The following is a 19,256-nucleotide window of genomic DNA, read 5'->3' as shown; positions in this document are numbered from 1 at the left end:
CCGGAGCCCCGGCCGGGACACGGAACCGGTGACCTGCCGACCGGGCGCGCGGCGGGATGTCGTCGGTAGGCTCGACCGCATGGAGCATCAGGTGTTCGTTCCGGTCCCGGCAGACCGTCTCCGCGCCGTGCTGCGCGACCCCGCCCGGGTGGCCCGCTGCGTACCGGGGCTCCAGCCGGACGCGGCCCCGCAGCCGGGGGCCGGGCATCCGGTGTCGGGCCGGCTGAAGCTGAAGGTCGGCGCGAACACCGTCACCTACCGCGGCACCCTGTCCGTCGCCGAGCGCGACCCGGACCACTTCACCGTGTCCGGCGAGGGCGCCGAGCTGCGGGGCGGCGGGACCGTCACGCTGACCGTCGGGCTGCGGCTGGCGGCGGCCGAGGGCGGGACCTCGCTGGAGTTCACCGCCGGGGGCGAGGCCGGCGGGCGGGCCGCGGGCTTCGCCCCGGAGGCGGTGCGGGCCGCCGTACAGCGGCTGCTGGACCGTACCGCCGCACGACTGGCGGCAGGCGCGGGCGACGAGGACGAGCAGGGCGAGCAGGGTGAGCAGGGCGAGCAGGGCGAGCAGGGCGAGGACGGCGGCCGGGGCGAGCGGCGCGGGCCGGCCGGGGCCGCGGGCCCCGACGCCGAGGAGCCGCCCCCCTCCCCGGACCAGCTCCCGGCGGAGGCCCTCGGCGGCATCGGTGACCTCGACGGCCTCGGCTCCCTCGGGGACCTGGAGGACATCGGGAGCGCCTCCGACTTCGGGGAGCTGGACCGCCTGCGGGGCGTCGAGGCCTTCGCCGGCCCCCCGCAGCCCCCCGCCGAAGCCGCCCACGCCCGCCGCACCATGATCGGCCGCAGCGCCGAGGAGGTCGACCACGCACCGCCGCGCGGCCGCTACGCCCCGGTCCCCGCACCCGCGTCCGCCGCCGCCGGCGCGGGCCTGCGCTGGATCGCCCCGGCCGCCGCCCTCGCGCTGGCCTCGGCGGTCGTGCTCGGCCGGGCCCTGCGCAGGCGCCGCTGATCCGCCGGAGGTCGTTAGGCTCGACCGCATGAGCACGCAACTGAGCGCCGGCGGCGCCGAGGTGACGGTCGACCAGGACAACGGCTGCCGGATCAGCAGTCTGCGGATCGATGGCAAGGAGCTGCTGCGCCAGGGCCCCCGGTACGGCTGCTTCCCGATGGTGCCGTGGTGCGGGCGCACCGCGTACGGGGAGTTCCGCGACGGCGCGGCCGTCCACCGGCTGCCGGTCAACCAGCCGCCGCACGCCATCCACGGCTTCGGCCGCGACGCCCCGTGGCGCCGGGCCCACTCCTCGGCCACCGGGGCGGCGTTCACGTACGACCTGGCCGACCCCTGGCCGTACCCGGGCCGGGTCACCCAGCTCGTCGACCTCGGCCCGGACTCGCTGACCCTCACCCTGGGCATCGAGACGTACGGCGACTCCTTCCCCGCCCAGGCCGGCTGGCACCCCTGGTTCCTGCGCAACCTCGGCGCCGGCGGCGAGGACGTCCGCCTCGACTTCGCCCCCGCCTGGCAGGAGGAGCGCGGCGACGACCACCTCCCCACCGGCAAGCGCATCGACCCGCGGCCCGGCCCCTGGGACGACTGCTTCGGCATGCCCGACGGCGTCGATGCCACCCTCACCTGGCCCGGCGAGATCGAGCTGAAGGTCACCAGCCGGGCCGAGTGGGTCGTGGTCTACGACGAGCAGCCCGAGGCCGTCTGCGTGGAGCCGCAGTCCGGGCCGCCGAACGGGCTGAACACGCTGCCGCGGCTGGTCACGCCCGTGGACCCGCTGGAGGTCGCCACGACGTGGACCTGGCGCCGCCTGTCGCCGCCTGTCGTAGGGACCGGCGCGCGCAACTAAGCTCGGGCCCATGAGTGACGTACGCGATGCGCTTCTGCAGCAGATCAAGGACAAGGCCGTCGTGCACGGCAAGGTGACCCTCTCCTCCGGCAAGGAGGCCGACTACTACATCGACCTCCGCCGGATCACCCTGGACGGCGAGGCGGCCCCCATGGTCGGCCAGGTCATGCTCGACCTCACCGCCGACCTCGACTACGACTGCGTCGGCGGCCTGACCCTGGGCGCCGACCCCGTCGCCACCTCGATGCTGCACGCCTCCGCGGCGCGCGGCGGGCGCCTGGACGCGTTCGTCGTCCGCAAGGCGCAGAAGGCGCACGGCATGCAGCGCCGCATCGAGGGCACCGACGTCCAGGGCAAGCGCTGCCTGGTCGTCGAGGACACCTCCACCACCGGCGGCTCCCCGCTGACCGCCGTCGAGGCCGTCCGCGAGGCGGGCGGCGAGGTCGTCGCCGTCGCCACGATCGTGGACCGCGGCGCCGCCGACGCGATCGCCGCGGCCGGGCTGCCGTACCTGACCGGCTACCGGCTGTCGGACCTCGGCCTGGCCTGAGGGCAGGCCCCGCCGCCGGGGCCGCAGGAGGGGCCGCTGCCCGGGTCCCGGACCCTCCGGTCTTGCATTCCGGAACCGGTCCGGGCGGCAAACCAGGCCTCCACGGCGCTGCCGTACAGGGTCTGACCTGCTCTTTTGTCGCCGGGTGGCGTGATTTCCGGAATCCGCCCACCCGGCACGGGTGGAGTGCCGTGCGGAGTCTGGAAAGATAGGCGCGACGGTTACGTCGCCCCCAGGTCAGGGTCAGCAATCGCACACTCCCCGCACACCCAAGGAGCGGACAGATGCCCATCGCAACCCCCGAGGTCTACAACGAGATGCTCGACCGGGCGAAGGCAGGCAAGTTCGCCTACCCGGCCATCAACGTGACCTCGAGCCAGACCCTGCACGCTGCCCTGCGCGGCTTCGCGGAGGCCGAGAGCGACGGCATCATCCAGATCTCCACCGGTGGTGCGGAGTTCCTGGGCGGGCAGCACAGCAAGGACATGGTCACGGGCGCGGTCGCCCTGGCCGAGTTCGCGCACATCGTCGCCGCCAAGTACGACGTCAACATCGCGCTGCACACCGACCACTGCCCGAAGGACAAGCTGGACGGATACGTCCGCCCGCTGATCGCCCTCTCCGAGGAGCGCGTCAAGGCCGGCCGCAACCCGCTGTTCCAGTCGCACATGTGGGACGGCTCCGCCGAGACCCTGGCCGACAACCTCGCCATCGCGCAGGAGCTGCTGCCCCGCGCCGCCGCCGCGAAGATCATCCTTGAGGTCGAGATCACCCCGACCGGCGGCGAGGAGGACGGCGTCACCCACGAGATCAACGACGAGCTGTACACCACCGTCGAGGACGCGATCCGCACCGCCGAGGCCCTCGGCCTGGGCGAGAAGGGCCGCTACCTGCTGGCCGCCTCCTTCGGCAACGTGCACGGCGTCTACAAGCCGGGCAACGTCGTCCTGCGTCCGGAGCTGCTGAAGGACCTGCAGCAGGGCGTCGGCGAGAAGTACGGCAAGTCCAGCCCGTTCGACTTCGTCTTCCACGGCGGCTCCGGCTCCACGGAGGAGGAGATCGCCACCGCGCTGGAGAACGGCGTCGTGAAGATGAACCTCGACACCGACACCCAGTACGCCTTCACCCGCCCGGTCGTGGACCACGTGTTCCGCAACTACGACGGCGTCCTGAAGGTCGACGGCGAGGTCGGCAAGAAGTCCACCTACGACCCGCGCACCTGGGGCAAGCTGGCCGAGGCGAGCATGGCCAAGCGCGTGGCCGAGGCCTGCGCGAACCTGCGCTCCACCGGCACCCGCCTGAAGTGACCCGGTAAGGCCCCAGGGCCGGGGCCGCACGACCGAAGGGCCCGGTGCACCGTCCTCGTACGGTGCGCCGGGCCCTTCGGCGTGGGGGCGGAGGGAGGCCCGGCCCGCTCCTCGGGTCCCGTCACGGGGGAAGGGGAGGGCCCGAGGGCGCGGGCCGGGCAGATCGGGTGGGGGGCAGGGGCAGGGGCAGGGGCCGGGGACGCGGCCCGGCGTGTCGTGCGGCCGGAGCCCGCGGGTCAGCGGGCGGCCAGGGCCGGGTGCGGCCGGGCGGCCGGGGCCGGGCGGCGCAGGGCGTGCCGGGCCGGGGCGGGTGTCAGGTCCGCCGGTCGCTGCGCCGGGACCGCCGGCGCCGCGCTCAGGCTGCGGGCCGCGTGCGCGACCGAGGCCAGCGTCACGTGCCGGTGCCACCCCGACAGGGACCGCCCGGAGAAGTCCCGCAGGCCGACCTCCTGCCCGCCCGCCGCCGACGCCACCGACACCCGCAGCGCCGTCTTCGTCAGCCGCACCAGCACCGCCGGGTCGGTGCGCACCATGTCCGTCACCCACAGCTGGGTCGGCAGCCGCCGGGCCGCCTCCCACTCCCCGAACAGCAGCACCTCGCGCCGCCGCCCCGGAGCCGGGTCCGGCACCATCACCCGCACCGCGGCCACCAGCGAGGTGCGCCGCGCGCCCGGTACCGCCGGGTCGGGCCACTCCACCGGCATCCGCAGCCCGCGCACGTTCTGCAGGATGTCCCGGGCGGCCAGCGTCCCCGCGCCGAAGCCCGGCAGCCGCGGGTCCGTCACCAGCAGCCGCGCCTCGGGGTTGATCCGCCCCACCACGGGCACCCGCGCCTCGGCGAACCGGTTCAGCGTGGCCCGCGTCGCGATGTCCCGGATGTCCAGCACCACCGGCCGCACGGCCATGCCCGCCTCGCGCACCGTGTTCAGCACGCCGCTGACCGCGCAGCCCTCGTACGACTCCTCGCCGCCGGGGCCCGCCTCCTGCACGGAGTCCTGCGAGGGCTCCTGCGCCGACTCCTCGTCCAGGAACAGCCGCCAGCCCACCGGGGTGACCATCCGGGCCGACGCGTACCAGATCCCGAACGCCTGCTGCCCGCGGAACATCTGACCGCGGTGCGGGTCGAAGCGGTGCCCGGCGCCCACCGAGTGCTCGCCGCCCTTCGGGATCGCCATCGGCTGCGCCACCCAGGCGCTCAACGGGGCGGTCTGCCCCAGGTACTGCGCCAGGGCGGTCCGGATCGGCTGCCAGTCCCAGGTCGACGCCGCGATGAAGTGGTGCAGGCTCTGCTCCGCGGCCGCGCTGCCGCCGGCCGTGTCGCCGCCGCTGATCTGGTGGGCGATGTTGCGGATCGACTTGCGGCCCTTCGTCGCGAGCAGCCCGTTCACGTACTGGCGGCCGCGCTCGCGCTGGTCCTTGCGTCGCAGGGAGGCGAACACCGCCGTGCACAGCTCCTCGACGGCCTCGTCGGTGCGGGCGCCTTCCGCCCGGGGGCCTTCCGTGCGGCCGCCGAGGAGGCCGGGGGCGTGGGCCGCCGCGGTGTCCCGGTGGTGGGCACGGCCGCCCGGAGCGGTGCGGGCGGCCGTGCGGGAGGCGGGTGCGGTGGCGGTGCCGAGGCGTGTGCTGATGGCGGTGTTCACGACTTCCCCCTTCGTCGATGGCACTCCTACCGTCGGCCCGGGGCCCCGTTCCGGGGGAGGTGTGCCGGGCACCTGACTGGGCCGCCGGGTGGTGGGGCGCCCACCATCGGGCGCTCGGGCGCGCCCCCGTGGTGGCCGCGCCACCACCGGGCCGCGGGGGTCGCGACACCGGGGGAGGGGCCCGGCATCCCGGGCCGGATGCCCCAGACTTGGACCATGTCCATTCACCAGAACCTGCTCGGGGGCCCGGCCCCCACCCACCTCCCCGACGAGCCGGGCCGCGGCGCGATCGCGGCGGGCACGCCGGCCGTCGAGGTGGCCGCCGCGCACCCCACCTCCTCCCTCGCCTGGGCCGTCCTCTCCGACGAGGCCTTCGCCGCCGGCCGCACCGTCGAGGCGTACGCGTACGCCCGTACGGGCTACCACCGCGGTCTCGACGCGCTGCGCCGCGCGGGCTGGAAGGGCCACGGCCCGGTGCCGTGGGAGCACGAGCCGAACCGTGGCTTCCTGCGCGCCCTGCACGCCCTGGCCCGCGCGGCCGGCGCGATCGGCGAGAAGGAGGAGTACGAGCGCTGCACGACCTTCCTGCGCGACTCCTCCGAGACGGCGGCGGACGTCCTCGGTAGCGCCTGACCAGCGGTGATCAGTGCCTGACCGGCCCCGACCGGCGCCCGGTCAGGCACTGCCCGGCCCTCGGCCGGCGGCTCACCGGCGCCGCCCGTCATGCGCCTCCGTGTCCGAAACGTATCTGTGACGCCCGTCACTGGCCATTGGAGGACGGCCGGGAAGCGGTCCTATGATGCGGGCAGGGGACCGGGGCTCCACACACCCAATCGGAAGGAGCGGACCGCTACCCGGAAGCACGTGTCGAGGAGACAGCGATGTCGAACACCCTTGATGCCTCCGGAGCCGGTTCGGACACCCCGAACCTCGACTTCGCCGGCACGACCCCGTACGAGGACTACGTCCAGGCGGACGTCCTCACCCACCTCCAGCACCCTCGTTCGGACGATCCCGGCGAGATGGTCTTCCTGGTCACCACCCAGGTCATGGAGCTGTGGTTCACCGTCATCGTCCACGAGTGGGAGACGGCCGCGAAGGCCCTCCGCGAGGACCGCGTCCCCGTCGCGATGGACGCGCTGAAACGATCCCTCCGTGAGCTGGAGGCCCTCAACGCCTCCTGGCGCCCGCTCGCCCAGCTCACCCCCGGCCAGTTCAACTCGTACCGCGCCGCCCTCGGCGAGGGCTCCGGCTTCCAGTCGGCGATGTACCGCCGGATGGAGTTCCTGCTCGGCGAGAAGTCGGCCTCGATGCTCGTCCCGCACCGCGGCGCCCCGCGCGTCCACGCGGAGCTGGAGAAGGCCCTGCACGAGCCCAGCCTCTACGACGAGGTGCTGCGCCTGCTGGCCCGCCGCGGCCTGCCGGTCCCGCAGTCCGTCATCGACCGCGACCTCGCGCAGCGCTACGAGGCCTCGCCCGAGGTCGAGGCCGTCTGGACCTCCCTGTACGAGGACCCCGACCTCCACCCCGACCTGCACCGGCTCGGCGAGGCCCTCACGGACGTCGCGGAGCTCGTCTGGCGCTGGCGCAACGACCACCTGGTCGCCACCCGCCGCGCGATGGGCGCGAAGACCGGCACGGGCGGTTCCGCGGGGGTGACCTGGCTGGAGAAGCGCGCCTCGAAGAACGTCTTCCCCGAGCTGTGGACGGCGCGCAGCCATGTCTGACGCCCTCGACACCACCGCCCCGGGCGGCACCGCCCCGGCCACCGCCGCGTCGGACCTGGCCGCGCGCGCCGCGCAGCTCGACGCCGCCGACGCGCTGGCCGGGCTCCGCGAGCGCTTCACCCTCCCCGAGGGCGTCGTCTACCTCGACGGCAACTCGCTCGGCGCGCTCCCCGTGGGCGTCGCGGACCGGGTCGCCGAGGTCGTCGCGCACGAGTGGGGCACCGAGCTGATCCGCTCCTGGAGCAGCGGCACCTGGTGGACCGCGCCCGAGCGCATCGGCGACCGGATCGCCCCGCTCGTCGGGGCGGCCCCCGGCCAGGTCGTCGTCGGCGACTCCACGAGCGTCAACCTCTTCAAGGCGCTGGTCGGCGCCGCCCGCCTGGCGGGGCACGGCCGCACCGAGCTGCTCGTCGACGCGTCCACATTCCCGACCGACGGCTACATCGCCGGGTCGGCGGCCCGGCTCACCGGCCTGACCGTGGTCCCCGTGGACCCGTCCGATGCGGCCGCCCGGCTGCGCGAGCGCGGTCAGGACACGGCCGTGGTCCTGCTCAACCACGTCGACTACCGGGGCGGGCGGCTCCACGACCTGCCCGGGATCACCCGGGCGGCGCACGCCGCGGGCGCGGTCATCGTCTGGGACCTGTGCCACTCGGCCGGCGCCCTGCCCGTCGGCCTCGACGAGCACGGCGTCGACCTCGCCGTGGGCTGTACGTACAAGTACCTCAACGGCGGACCCGGTTCACCGGCGTACCTCTACATCGCCGAACGCCACCAGGCCGCCTTCGACTCCCCGCTGCCGGGCTGGAACGGTCATGCCGAGCCCTTCGCGATGACCCCGGACTACACCCCGGCCGAGGGCGCGGTCCGCGGCCGGGTCGGCACCCCGGACATCCTGTCGATGCTGGCCCTGGAGGCGGCGCTCGACGCCTGGGACGGGGTGGACGTGGCCGCCGTACGGGCCAAGTCCCTGGCGCTGACCGACTTCTTCCTGGAGTGCGTGGCCGCGTACGTCCCGGCGGGGAAGGTCGAGCCGGTGACGCCGCTGCCGCACGAGGAACGCGGCAGCCAGGTGTCGCTGCGCACCGAGAACGCCCGCGCGGTGATGGACGAGCTGATCTCCCGCGGGGTGATCGGAGACTTCCGGGCCCCGGACGTCCTGCGGTTCGGGTTCACGCCGCTCTACGTGGGCTTCGCGGATGCGGAGCGCGCGGCCCGGACGCTGGGTCGCATTTTCGGGTGATGTCCGGCCGGGCCGGGAGCGAAACGTCACGGCACGGGGCGGGCAGGGCATGATCCCTGCCCGCCGCGGCCGGTTTCCATGCGGGCCGGGGTACGTGACAAAAACCTCCGGGGACAGGCCTGTTCCGGCCTGATACGGTCCGGCTCTGCCGGATCGAAGGAACCCGGAGCCCGGAGCCGCCGCAGGCCGGGGCGTTCCGGGCTGCGGAATCCCGGCAGCCGGAACACCAGTCCCACGCGTTACCGAGAGGTTGAGCCGATGACGGACCCCGCTGTCGAACGGGACGCCGCCGAGGCCGCCTCGGCCTTCTCCCACCCGCCGGTCGCCCCGGACGCGTCCGCCGCGTACGGGGACCACCCGGACCACGTCGTCGACTTCTACGCCCCGCGGGCCCCCGTCGGCGGGGGTGGTGGTGTGGGTGGGGCGGACGGGGTGGCCGCCTCCGCTCCCCTCGTGGTGCTGCTGCACGGCGGTGCCTGGCGGGCCCCGTACGACCGGGAGCACGTGTCGCCGCTGGCCGACTTCCTGGCGCGGCGCGGTTTCGCCGTGGCCAGTGTGGAGTACCGGCGCGGGAGTTCGCTGCCGCACCAGAACGCCGGGGGGCCGGTCGCCGGCCGCTGGCCGGAGACCTTCGACGACGTGGCCGCGGCGCTGGACGCCCTCCCCGCGCTGGCCTCCGCCCACCTCCCGCAGGCCGACCTGCGCCGTACCGTCCTCACCGGCCACTCCGCGGGCGGCCACCTCGCACTGTGGGCCGCCGCCCGGCACGTCCTGCCGGCCGGCGCCCCGGCGGGCTGGCGGCTGCCGGCCCCGCCCGTACTGCGCGGCGTGGTGGCGCTGGCCCCCATCGCGGACTTCGAGGTGGCGCAGGAGCTCGGCGTCTGCGGCGGCGCCTCGGCGCAGCTGCTGGGCGGGGACGCGCACTGGGCGCAGCGGCTCCCGTACGCGGACCCGGCGGCGCTGCTGCCGACCGGGATCGCCACGACCGTGGTGCACGGCCGGGAGGACATCGTCGTCCCGGCGGAGGTGGCCGAGTCGTACGTGGCCGCGGCGGCGAAGGCGGGGGAGACGGTCGGGCTGACGCTGCTGGACGACATCGGCCACTTCCCGCTGATCGACCCGGCGGCCGACGCCTGCGCGGTGGTCGCCGAGGAGATCTCGCAGCTGGCCTGGTAGCGGCCCGCGAGGGGGTGCTGGCCGCCTGGGTCCGCCGTCCGCGGGTGCGCGAACCCGCCGCCCAGGGGCCGTTCGTCGAGCCCGCGCCGCTGTCCGAGGCGTACGAGCGCGGCGAGGGAGTGGAGGCCAGGTGGCGCCAGCTGCGCGCGGACCGCGCCCCCGGACAGCAGGGCGAAGGGCTGCACGCCCTCGTCGAGGCCGCCTTCGCCACGCCGCGGCTGCGGGCCCCGTCCCCGGACCGGAGCATGTGCTGGCTCCGCTTCAGCCGCCGCGTCACCCCGCCGGGCTGCACCGATCTGCCGTGGATCCGGGCGCTCGGGAACGGCCGCCACGAGGTGCGGACGGCCGACGGCCGGGTGCGCGAGACGGGCGGAGCCGCCGAGACCGTCGCACTGGCCGGCCGCGTGCGGTGCGACGGCTAGCCGGCCAGGCGCGCCGCGATCGTCGCGAGGCGCTCGCCCTGGTACCGGGCGGCCGTCCGGGTCGCCTCGCTGACCTCGCCGCTGCTCGCCGGGTGCGAGGTGCCGTACGGGTTGCCGCCGGCCTCGAAGACGGCCGGGTTGGTGAAGCCGGGGGAGACGATGATCGAGCCCCAGTGGTGGAACGTGTTGTAGAGGGCGAGCAGCGTGGACTCGTTGCCGCCGTGGGCGTTGTGCGCGCTGGTGAAGCCGGTGGCCGGCTTGTCCGAGAGGACGCCCTGCTGCCAGAGGCCGCCCGTGGTGTCGAGGAACTGCTTCAGCTGGCCGGAGATGTTGCCGTAGCGGGTCGGCGAGCCGATGGCGTAGGCGTTGGCCCAGGCGAGGTCGTCGAGGGTGGCGATCTCGACGTCCCTGGTGTCCTCGACGTGCTGGCGCCAGGCCGGGTTGGAGTCGATCGCGGCGTCCGGGGCGAGCTCGGGGACCCGGCGGAACCGGACCTCGGCGCCGGCCTTCTCGGCTCCTTCGGCGACCGCCTTCGCCAGCTCGTGGACGTTCCCGGTGGAGGAGTAGTAGATGACGGCGACCTTGGCGCTCATGACGGTTCCCTGCCTAAGTGGATCGATATCCGGTTCCTGCACTGGTTCAGAGTTAAACGGATAGCGATCCGTTTGGCAAGGGGCGTCCGGTAACCTCGGGACATGAGCCGCACCGAACTGCCCGTCTCGGGTCAGGCCCCGCCCGAACGCGCGGACGCCGCACGCAACCGGCGGAAGATCCTGGACGCGGCCGCGCGCCTGGTCGCCGAGCGTGGGGCGGACGCCGTCACGATGAACGCCGTCGCGCACGCCGCGGGGATGGGCGTCGGCACGGTCTACCGGCGCTTCGGGGACGTCAGCCGGCTGCTGATCGCCCTGCTCGACGACGACGAGCGGCGCTTCCAGGAGGCCTTCCTGAGCGGCCCCCCGCCGCTGGGGCCCGGGGCGCCGCCGGAGGAGCGGCTTCGGGCGTTCCTGTTCACGCTGGCCGAGCGGCTCGTCGGCAACCGCGCGGTGATGGCCGCCGCCGAGGCCGCGTCGCCGGGCGCGCGGTACCACAGCGGTGCCTACCGGACCCTGCACACGCACGTGACGATGCTGCTCCGGCAGACCCGGCCGGGGGTGGACGCGCCGGTCTTCGCCCACCTGCTGCTCGCCCCGTTCGTGCCGAGCCTGTTCGAGCACCTGACGGTGGAGCGCCAGGTGCCGCTCGACCGCATCAAGGCGAGCATCGACACCCTCCTGGCGGCGGGCTGACGCCGGCGCCCGCGCGAAGGCGGTTGGTTTCGGCCCCGCGGCCCCGCTCGTCGTCCGATTCTCGGTGGGCAGGGCCGACGCCGCTCCGCGGGCCGGGCCCGTGGACGGCAACCCGGACCTGCGGGTCGCTCTCAGCGCCACGGCCGGGACGGCGCACGGCCTCGACCTGGAGACCGTGGTCACCGGTGCCACGGGGCCGCTCTCCGTCACCGTCGAGTGGGGCGACGGGACCAAGGACACCGCCCAGGTGTCCGGCGGCGTCACCCTGACCCACAGCCACTGGTCGCGGACGTGACCGGCTACTTCACCCGGTCGGCGGCCAACGGCTACAGCGCACTGACCCCCGAGCGCATCGTCGACACCCGGACGGGGCTCGGCGGGCAGCGACGGGTGCCCGGCCACGGCTCCTTCGACGTCCGGGTCGCGGGCAGCGGGAAGGTGCCCGCGGGCGCCACCGCCGTGGCGCTGAACGTGACGGCCACCGACCGGCGGGCCCCGGCCACCTGACCGTGTTCCCGAGCGGCGGGGCGGCCCCGGCCACGTCGAACGTGAACTTCGCGGCGTGGACGACCACGGCCAACGCGGTGATCGTGCCGGTCGGCGCGGCCGGGAAGACCAGCATCCGGAACGGCAGCTGGATGGACGCCGACGTGGTGGTGGACGTCGTCGGCTACTACAGCCCCGACGGCAAGGCGTCGTACCTGCCGCTGTCGAGGCCGTACCGCATGCTCGACACCCGCAGCACCGAGCAGGAAGCCGGCCCCGACCCGGCCCGCGGCTACGCCTGGCTGCCGCTGTCGTGCGGCGCGAAGAACTACGAAGCGTTCGTCCTGAACACCACCGTCACCAACACCGTCAGCGAAGGCTTCCTCTCGGTGGCCCCGGACACGAACTCGTGGGACCAGTACGCGGAGGGCACCGTGGGCGAGCCGCCGCGGCCGGCGTCCTCGTCGTCGACGTCTTCGGCTACTACGACAACAAGTAGCTGCACGGAAAGCGGAAGGGGGCGGTGCGCCGGTCGGCGCACCGCCCCCTTCCCGACGGGAGGCGGCCCGTCCCTACAGGAACGAGTTGATCTCGATCGTCTCGGTGCGGCCCGGGCCGACGCCGATCGCGGAGATCGGGGCGCCCGACATCTCCTCCAGGGCCTTCACGTAGTTCTGCGCGTTCTTCGGCAGGTCCGCGAAGGTCTTGGCCTTGGTGATGTCCTCCGACCAGCCGGGGAGGGTCTCGTAGATCGGCTTCGCGTGGTGGAAGTCCGTCTGCGAGTACGGCAGCTCCTCGACGCGCTTGCCGTCGATCTCGTACGCGACGCAGACCGGGATCTCCTCCCAGCCGGTCAGCACGTCCAGCTTGGTGAGGAAGAAGTCGGTCAGGCCGTTCACGCGGGTGGCGTACCGCGCGATCGGAGCGTCGAACCAGCCGCAGCGGCGGTCGCGGCCGGTGGTCACGCCGCGCTCGCCACCGATGCGGCGCAGGTCCTCGCCGTCCTGGTCGAACAGCTCCGTCGGGAACGGGCCGGCGCCGACGCGGGTGGTGTAGGCCTTCAGGATGCCGATGACCCGGCTGATCCTGGTCGGGCCGACACCGGTACCGGTGCAGGCGCCGCCCGCGGTCGGGTTCGACGAGGTCACGAACGGGTACGTGCCGTGGTCGACGTCGAGCAGGGTGCCCTGGCCGCCCTCGAACAGCACGACCTTGTTCTCGTCGAGCGCGTTGTTGAGGATCAGCGTGGTGTCGGCGACGTACGGCTTGATCTGGTCCGCGTACTGGAGCATCTCCTCCACGATCGCGGCGGCTTCGATCGCACGGCGGTTGTACAGCTTCGCGAGCAGCTGGTTCTTGTTCTCCAGCGCCGCCTCGACCTTCTGGGTGAGGATCGACTCGTCGTACAGGTCCTGGACGCGGATGCCGACGCGGTTGATCTTGTCCGCGTAGGTCGGGCCGATGCCGCGGCCGGTGGTGCCGATCTTGCGCTTGCCGAGGAAGCGCTCGCCGACCTTGTCGAGGGTCACGTTGTACGGCGTGATCAGGTGGGCGTTTCCGCTGATCAGCAGCTTGGACGTGTCGATGCCGCGCTCGTTCAGCCCGCGCAGCTCGGAGAGGAGTACGGACGGGTCGACGACGACGCCGTTGCCGATGACCGGGGTGCATCCGGGGGACAGGATGCCGGAAGGGAGAAGGTGCAGTGCGTACTTCTGGTCGCCTACGACGACCGTGTGGCCGGCGTTGTTGCCGCCCTGGTAGCGCACCACGTAGTCAACGGATCCACCGAGCAGGTCGGTGGCCTTTCCCTTGCCCTCGTCACCCCACTGAGCTCCGAGCAGCACAAGAGCGGGCACAGGCGTACACCTCTTCCGGATGGGGCATGTCCAAGGCCAGGGGGCGTACGACGATGTACACCGCAGGCTGGGCCGTCGGACCGGTACCCCGGAATAGACGAAGGCCCTGGCGCAATAGCGCAAGGGCCTCTTGCACAAAGATGCTACCCGAGGAAGGACCGAGGTGTCGGCTCCGGAGCCCACCATGAGCCCTGCGGGCGCGCCGGTCGGCGGCCTGCTGGTGCTCGTCGACCCGGTCGCCCGCCGTCTCGACGGCGAGTCCGTGCGGATCGCGAGGGATGTTCTGTCGGCGGGGGCGGCGGCCAAGGTCAGCCTCCCGGATTCACCGGAGGAGTTCGCGCGGGCCCTCGCCCGCCGGGGCCATCGGCGGCCCGTGATCGTGGGCGACGACCGCGCGCTGGTGCGGGCCGTGGGGCTGCTGCACCGGGAGCGCGGGCTCGGTGGGGACGCCGCCGGCGTCGTGTCCGTCGTCCCGGTGGGGCAGATGGGAACGCTGGGGCTCGTGAGGGCGTTGGGGGTCCCGCTGTCGGCGGTGTCCGCGGCCCGGGCGGCCCTCGACGGGGTCGTCGGCATGCGGGACCTGCTGGTGGACGACAGCGACGGGGTGGTCCTCGGGGGGCTGCGGATTCCATCCGTTCGGCCGCCCGTGCCGCGGCCGGCGGGGCCCTCGGTGCGCAGCGCGTACCGCTCGCTGGTGCGCACCCTGGTCGGGCCGCCGCCGGCCGCGGCCCGACCGGCGCGGGGCGGGGCCGGCGGGCACCGGCTGCGGGTGGAGGCCGACGGGGTGGTGCTGGCCGATGTGGACCGGCCGCTGGAGGACCTGTCGCTGGAGCCGGGCGGGGGAGGGCTCGCGGAGGTCGTCGTCCGGGTGGACGGCACCGCGGTCGGGGCCCGGGCCCGGGTGGTGACCGTGACCGGGTCGGACTTCCGGTACCGGGCCGACGGGGCCGTCGCGGGGCCGGTGCGCCGGCGGACCTGGACCCTGCGGCCGGCGGCGTGGGGGCTCATCCGCCCGCGCTGACCTGCGGGGCCGCCGGTGCGTCGCCGGTGTCGCCAGTGTCACTGGCGTCTGCGGTGCCGGCGGTGTTCGCGGCGGCTGTGGTGTCCGCGGTGGCGGCGCGGGCGACGGCGCGGCGGGAGGCGAGGGTGACCACCGCGGAAGCGGCGGCCAGCACGGTCATCGCGGTGGCCGGGCCGAGGTACTGGGCGGCCGCGCCGGCGAGGGCGGCGCCGATGCCCTGCCAGGTCATCCGGCCGGCCGACTCGACGCCCTGGACCTGCCCGCGCACCGCGTCGGGGGTCAGGGCGAGCAGCTCCTCCTGGAGCGGCAGGGTCGCGGCGAAGCCGGCGCTCGCGGCGAACACCGCGGCGGCCGCGAGAGGCACTGGAGGGTCGAAGGCGAAGCCGAGGAAGGGGACGGCGAGCAGCAGGCGCAGGGGGAAGGCGTACCGGCGCCGGCGCTCCTCGGTGAGCAGCCGGCCGACGGCGAGGTCCCCGAGGAGCATTCCGGCCGAGCCGGCGGCGAGGAGGGTGCCGGCGTGCTGCGGGGCGTACGGGATGAACAGGGCCTCGCAGCCGACGACGAGGCCGTTCGGCACCCACAGGTTCAGCAGCAGGGCCCGCCGGCCGGGGTGGGCGAACAGTTCGGCGTTGGTCGTCCACGTCTGCCGCAGGCCGGGCCGGCGGGTCGGCCGGATCGACCGCTCCCGTACGGTCACGGCCACGACCGCGAGCGCGAGGCCGGTCAGCACGGCGGCGACGGCGAACACCCGGTACGGGCCGAGCCGGCCCAGCAGTACGGCGCCGAGGGCGAAGCCGAGCACGGACACCGCGCCGGCGGTGATGTTCATGAGCGAGCGGGCGAGGGCGTACGCGGAGGTGGGGACGGTCTCGGCGAGCAGGCCCATGCGGGTGCCGGTCCCCAGGGACTGGAAGAAGCCGAGCAGCAGGAGCAGCCCGAACCGGGCGGCCAGCGGCAGCCCGGGAACGGCCTGGGCGGCGACCCCGGCCAGGGAGAGGCCCTGGAGGGCGAGGAGCGTGCGGCGGGGGTGCTTTCCGTCGGCGACGGACATGAGGGTGAGCGCGCCGAGCACGGTGGCGAAGGTGGCGCCGTACATGCTCACGGCCGTCAGGAACGGGGAGCCGGTCTGCCGGTCGACGAGGGTGCCGAGGGCGAAGCCGGACAGGGTGCTCGCGGCGACGGTCAGGGTGAGGCCGGCGTAGAGGCCGGCGAACTCGCGGTTGCGGAGCAGGGCGCGGTAGCCGGTGGGGGCGGGAGGGGGAGGAGGCGTGGGTGCGGTGGCTGGGGCTGGGGCTGCGGGTTCTGGAGTGTCAGAAGGCATGAAAAAAGCCTCCGGACGCTCCACTGGGCGCCGAAGGCAGCAAGTGGATTATAGCAGGTGCCCCCGGAGCCGGGTGTGACGATCTGCCCGAACGGGCTTTCGGGCCGGGCCGGGTGACACCTGGTCAGGCAGGGTAGGTCATGTCAGGGCCGGTCGCGCCAGGTCGTGGTCGCGCCAGGTCACGGCAGGTCGAGGGTGGCGCGGTGGGCGCGCCAGCGGTCCATCATCCCCAGCAGTTCGTGCTGGAGGAACTCGAAGAACGCCGCGGTCTCGGCGATCCGCGACCCGGCCGGGGTGTCGGCGCCGAGGCCTGCCGCGCCCTCGCGCAGGGTCTTCTCCCACAGGGTCAGGACCTGGTCGCGGCGGGTGAAGGTCTCGTACCAGAGCTCGTTGTGCAGGACGTAGCGGTCGCGCCGGGAGCCCGGCTCGCGCTCGCGGCTGACCATGTTGACCTGCGTCAGGTACGACACCGCGCCCGACACGGCGGCCGGGCTGATCTGCAGGGCCTCGCTCAGCTCGGCCGAGGTCATCGCAGCGCTGTCGCTGGCCAGCAGCTGTGCGAAGACGCGGGCGGCCATGCGCTGCATGCCGGCGTCGGCCAGCTGGGCCGCGAAGCGCTCCACGAAGCGGGAGACCGCCTCGGTGTCCCGTTCCTCGTGCTCGTCCTGCGTGTTTCCGGTGTCCATCTGCTTCGCCACCCTCCGAACTTTACGCTGTTCCCGATCTTCACAAGTTTATGAAAGTAGCGTACGTTCGGAATCATGACGAAGGCAATCAGCGTCGCCGGACTCCACAAGGCGTTCGGCCGCACCCACGCTCTGGACGGACTCGACCTCTCCGTCGCCACCGGCGAGGTCCACGGCTTCCTCGGCCCCAACGGCGCCGGCAAGTCCACCACCATCCGCGTCCTGCTGGGCCTGCTGCGCGCCGACTCCGGAACCGCCGAGCTGCTCGGCGGCGACCCGTGGGCCGATGCCGTGGAGCTCCACCGCCGCGTCGCCTACGTCCCCGGCGACGTCACCCTGTGGCGCAACCTCTCCGGCGGCGAGGTCATCGACCTCTTCGGGCGGCTGCACCAGAGCAGCCGCGCCGCGCGCGTCGGGCAGGGCGGTGGTGGGCGACGGGCGGGCGGCCTCGACCGGGCCCGCCGCGCCGAGCTGATCGAACGCTTCGAGCTCGACCCCACCAAGAAGGGGCGCACGTACTCCAAGGGCAACCGCCAGAAGGTGGCCCTCGTCGCCGCCTTCGCCTCCAACGCCGAGCTGCTCGTCCTCGACGAGCCCACCTCAGGCCTCGACCCGTTGATGGAGGGGGTCTTCCAGGACTGCGTCGCCGAGGCCCGCGCCGAAGGCCGCACCATCCTGCTCAGCTCACACATCCTCAGCGAGGTCGAAGCCCTCTGCGACCGCGTCAGCATCATCCGCAAGGGCCGCACCGTCGAGACCGGCAGCCTCGCCGAGCTGCGCCACCTCACCCGCACGTCGATCAGCGCCGAGCTCGCCGGCCCGCCGAACGGCATCGCACAGCTGCCCGGCGTCCACGACGTCGAGGTGCAGGGGCAGCGGATCCGCCTCCAGGCCGACACCGACAAGCTGGACGCCGTCCTGCGCTCCCTCACCACCTCCGGGGTGCGCTCGCTGACCGCGACCCCGCCCACCCTCGAAGAGCTCTTCCTGCGCCACTACGCGGACGACGTGCACCCGGCGGCGCGGACGAAGGCGGGCGCGGCGCGATGAAACACCGACTCGGCCAACTCGCCGGAACGGCCGCCCTGCTGCGCCTCGCCCTGCGCCGCGACCGGATCATGCTTCCGGCATGGGTCCTGGTCGTGGCCCTGATGGTGCTGAGCCTGCCCGGCGCCCTGGAATCGGCGTACGCCACCGGAGCCGACCGGGCCCGACTTGCCGCCACCATGAACACCAACGGCTCTCTGCGCGCCCTGTACGGGCCCGTCTTCGCAGACTCCCTCGGCGCCCTCACCGCCTGGCGCGGCGCGGTCTTCGCCGGGGTGCTCGCCGGCATCATGAGCCTGGCCGTCGTGGTCCGGCACACCCGCGAGGAAGAGGAAACGGGCCGCCAGGAACTCCTCTCGGCCGCCATGGTGGGGCGGCGCGCCCCGCTCACGGCCGCACTGCTCGCCGCCCTCACCGCCAACGCAGCCGCCGCGCTGCTCGTCACCGGCGGCCTGGCGGGCGCGCACGGCGCGGCCGGGGCCCTCGCACTCGGGCTGGGCATCGGCGCCACGGGCATGCTCTTCGCCGGCATCGCCGCCATCGCCGCGCAGCTCACCGAGAGCGCCCGGCTCGCGAAGGGCCTCGCGGGCGCGCTGATCGGCGCGGCGTTCGTGCTGCGCGCCGCCGGGGACGCGGGCACCCCCGCCGGGGAGAGCGCGCTGACCTGGGCCTCGCCGCTCGGCTGGCTGGAACACGTACGGGCCTTCGCCGGCGAACGCTGGTGGGTGCTCGGCCTGTTCGCCGCGGCGGCCGCGCTGCTGGTGGCGGCCGCGTACGTCCTCGCCGGACGCCGCGACGTCGGCATGAGCTTCCTCCCGGCCCGGCCCGGGCCCGCCGAGGGCCGCATCGGCAGTGCGGGCGCGCTGGCCTGGCGGCTCCAGCGGGGCGGCCTGGCCGGGTGGAGCCTCGGCTTCCTGACGGCTGGGGCGGTCTTCGGATCGATGACGGACGGCGCCACCCAGCTCGTCGGCGACAACGAGCGGACCCGCGACATCATCCAGCGGATGGGCGGGCAGAGCGCACTCGCCGACGCGTTCCTCGCCACCATGGCCGGCATGCTCGGCATGGTCGCCGCCCTGTACATCGTCTCGGCGGTGCTGCGGCTGACCGCCGAGGAGACCGGGCAGCGCGCCGAACCGCTGCTCGCCGCCCCGGTCGGGCGGCTGCGCTGGGCCGGCGGGCACCTGGCCGTGGCCTTCGGAGGATCCGGGCTGATCCTGCTGCTCGGCGGGCTCGGCCTGGGCCTCGGGCACGGCCGGGACGTGGCCGCGGCGACCGGCGCCGTCCTCGCCCAGCTCCCGGCGGTGTGGGTGATCGGCGCCCTGGCGGCCCTGCTGCACGGCGCCGCCCCGAAGTACGCCGCGGGCGCCTGGGGGGTGGCCGGAGCCGTGCTGCTGCTGGGCTGGATCGGCCCGGCCCTGAACCTCCCGCAGGCCGTCCTCGACCTCTCGCCCTTCGCCCACCTGCCGAAGCTCCCGGGAGCGCAGGCCCTGGCCTGGACCCCGCTGCTGGCCCTGACCGCCCTCGCGGCGGCCCTCCTCGCGGCCGGCCTCACCGCCCTCCGCCGCAGGGACCTCGCCGCCTGACCCGGCACGTGCCGACGGCCCCCGCGGGATCCGCGGGGGCCGCGCC

20 protein-coding genes are annotated in these 19,256 nt (G+C 74.4%); 15 read left to right on the top strand and 5 right to left on the bottom strand.

Annotated elements, in window-relative coordinates; genetic code table 11:
• Positions 1–79: 79 nt before the first annotated feature.
• The 4 genes from ACSHWO_RS16330 to fbaA all read left to right on the top strand — a co-directional run bounded on the left by ACSHWO_RS16330 (position 80) and on the right by fbaA (position 3,710).
• Complete coding sequence (locus tag ACSHWO_RS16330; RefSeq protein ID WP_438312681.1) at positions 80–1,006, top strand: SRPBCC domain-containing protein; 927 nt, start codon at positions 80–82, stop codon at positions 1,004–1,006.
• A gap of 28 nt (positions 1,007–1,034) precedes the next feature.
• The gene (locus ACSHWO_RS16325; protein WP_438312679.1) at positions 1,035–1,853 is read left to right on the top strand and encodes an aldose 1-epimerase; all 819 of its coding nucleotides are present in this window, start codon (positions 1,035–1,037) and stop codon (positions 1,851–1,853) included.
• Positions 1,854–1,863: 10 nt separating this feature from the next.
• Positions 1,864–2,403 (top strand): orotate phosphoribosyltransferase, encoded by a 540-nt coding sequence (pyrE, locus tag ACSHWO_RS16320; RefSeq protein ID WP_385841628.1) that lies wholly within the window; start codon positions 1,864–1,866, stop codon positions 2,401–2,403.
• Positions 2,404–2,687: 284 nt separating this feature from the next.
• The gene (gene fbaA, locus ACSHWO_RS16315) at positions 2,688–3,710 is read left to right on the top strand and encodes a class II fructose-bisphosphate aldolase (RefSeq protein WP_361097113.1); all 1,023 of its coding nucleotides are present in this window, start codon (positions 2,688–2,690) and stop codon (positions 3,708–3,710) included.
• Between the two features lie 236 nt (positions 3,711–3,946).
• Here fbaA and ACSHWO_RS16310 read toward each other — a convergent pair whose 3' ends face one another.
• On the bottom strand, positions 3,947–5,161 hold the full coding sequence (locus ACSHWO_RS16310; RefSeq protein WP_438319120.1) for an IS701 family transposase: 1,215 nt from the start codon (positions 5,159–5,161) through the stop codon (positions 3,947–3,949).
• Positions 5,162–5,566: 405 nt separating this feature from the next.
• Between ACSHWO_RS16310 and ACSHWO_RS16305 the strand changes: the two genes are divergently transcribed.
• The 5 genes from ACSHWO_RS16305 (at position 5,567) to ACSHWO_RS16285 (ending at position 9,918) form a co-directional block, all read left to right on the top strand.
• Positions 5,567–5,983, top strand: a complete 417-nt coding sequence (locus ACSHWO_RS16305; RefSeq protein ID WP_361097118.1) for a DUF3151 domain-containing protein — start codon at positions 5,567–5,569, stop codon at positions 5,981–5,983.
• A gap of 248 nt (positions 5,984–6,231) precedes the next feature.
• Positions 6,232–7,077: a tryptophan 2,3-dioxygenase gene (locus ACSHWO_RS16300; protein WP_438312676.1), complete on the top strand. Its 846-nt coding sequence runs from the start codon at positions 6,232–6,234 to the stop codon at positions 7,075–7,077.
• Positions 7,070–8,320 carry a kynureninase gene (gene kynU, locus ACSHWO_RS16295; RefSeq protein WP_385841610.1) on the top strand — a complete coding sequence of 417 codons (1,251 nt, stop codon included), beginning with the start codon at positions 7,070–7,072 and terminating at the stop codon, positions 8,318–8,320. Before ACSHWO_RS16300 ends, kynU begins: the two co-directional genes overlap by 8 nt.
• 258 nt (positions 8,321–8,578) lie before the next feature.
• Positions 8,579–9,496: an alpha/beta hydrolase family protein gene (locus tag ACSHWO_RS16290; protein WP_438312674.1), complete on the top strand. Its 918-nt coding sequence runs from the start codon at positions 8,579–8,581 to the stop codon at positions 9,494–9,496.
• Positions 9,497–9,540: 44 nt separating this feature from the next.
• A complete protein-coding gene (locus tag ACSHWO_RS16285; RefSeq protein ID WP_438312671.1) occupies positions 9,541–9,918 on the top strand; it encodes a DUF6193 family natural product biosynthesis protein in 378 nt (125 codons plus the stop codon).
• On the opposite strand, the gene wrbA is transcribed toward ACSHWO_RS16285, so the two are convergent.
• A complete protein-coding gene (wrbA, locus tag ACSHWO_RS16280) occupies positions 9,915–10,511 on the bottom strand; it encodes an NAD(P)H:quinone oxidoreductase (protein ID WP_438312669.1) in 597 nt (198 codons plus the stop codon). The genes ACSHWO_RS16285 and wrbA overlap by 4 nt on opposite strands.
• 102 nt (positions 10,512–10,613) lie before the next feature.
• Between wrbA and ACSHWO_RS16275 the strand changes: the two genes are divergently transcribed.
• From ACSHWO_RS16275 to ACSHWO_RS16265, 3 genes are all read left to right on the top strand, one after another.
• Positions 10,614–11,207, top strand: coding sequence for a TetR/AcrR family transcriptional regulator (locus tag ACSHWO_RS16275; protein ID WP_438312667.1), 594 nt, complete (start codon positions 10,614–10,616; stop codon positions 11,205–11,207).
• A gap of 64 nt (positions 11,208–11,271) precedes the next feature.
• The gene (locus tag ACSHWO_RS16270) at positions 11,272–11,502 is read left to right on the top strand and encodes a hypothetical protein (protein WP_438312665.1); all 231 of its coding nucleotides are present in this window, start codon (positions 11,272–11,274) and stop codon (positions 11,500–11,502) included.
• Entirely contained in the window at positions 11,499–11,714 is a 216-nt protein-coding gene (locus ACSHWO_RS16265; RefSeq protein WP_438312663.1) for a hypothetical protein, read from the top strand. The genes ACSHWO_RS16270 and ACSHWO_RS16265 overlap by 4 nt, the downstream gene beginning before the upstream one ends.
• A gap of 551 nt (positions 11,715–12,265) precedes the next feature.
• Here the strand turns inward: ACSHWO_RS16265 and ACSHWO_RS16260 are convergent.
• Complete coding sequence (locus tag ACSHWO_RS16260; RefSeq protein ID WP_361097139.1) at positions 12,266–13,549, bottom strand: adenylosuccinate synthase; 1,284 nt, start codon at positions 13,547–13,549, stop codon at positions 12,266–12,268.
• A gap of 184 nt (positions 13,550–13,733) precedes the next feature.
• Between ACSHWO_RS16260 and ACSHWO_RS16255 the strand changes: the two genes are divergently transcribed.
• Positions 13,734–14,570 (top strand): diacylglycerol kinase, encoded by an 837-nt coding sequence (locus tag ACSHWO_RS16255; RefSeq protein WP_438312661.1) that lies wholly within the window; start codon positions 13,734–13,736, stop codon positions 14,568–14,570.
• Here ACSHWO_RS16255 and ACSHWO_RS16250 read toward each other — a convergent pair.
• Positions 14,554–15,891 carry an MFS transporter gene (locus ACSHWO_RS16250; RefSeq protein ID WP_438312659.1) on the bottom strand — a complete coding sequence of 446 codons (1,338 nt, stop codon included), beginning with the start codon at positions 15,889–15,891 and terminating at the stop codon, positions 14,554–14,556. The two genes, ACSHWO_RS16255 and ACSHWO_RS16250, sit on opposite strands and share 17 nt — an antisense overlap.
• Positions 15,892–16,070: 179 nt before the next feature.
• A complete protein-coding gene (locus ACSHWO_RS16245) occupies positions 16,071–16,577 on the bottom strand; it encodes a GbsR/MarR family transcriptional regulator (protein ID WP_385841719.1) in 507 nt (168 codons plus the stop codon).
• A 75-nt stretch (positions 16,578–16,652) separates the two neighbouring features.
• On the opposite strand from ACSHWO_RS16245, the gene ACSHWO_RS16240 reads away from it, so the two are divergent.
• Entirely contained in the window at positions 16,653–17,627 is a 975-nt protein-coding gene (locus tag ACSHWO_RS16240; protein WP_438312657.1) for an ABC transporter ATP-binding protein, read from the top strand.
• Positions 17,624–19,210, top strand: coding sequence for an ABC transporter permease (locus ACSHWO_RS16235; protein ID WP_438312655.1), 1,587 nt, complete (start codon positions 17,624–17,626; stop codon positions 19,208–19,210). The genes ACSHWO_RS16240 and ACSHWO_RS16235 overlap by 4 nt, the downstream gene beginning before the upstream one ends.
• Positions 19,211–19,256 lie beyond the last annotated feature (46 nt).

The sequence above is a fragment of the Streptomyces pallidus (ex Mingjun et al. 2026) genome, from assembly GCF_051550185.1.
In the GTDB taxonomy this organism is placed as follows: domain Bacteria; phylum Actinomycetota; class Actinomycetes; order Streptomycetales; family Streptomycetaceae; genus Streptomyces.
This window is presented reverse-complemented; position numbering and strand designations above follow the sequence as displayed.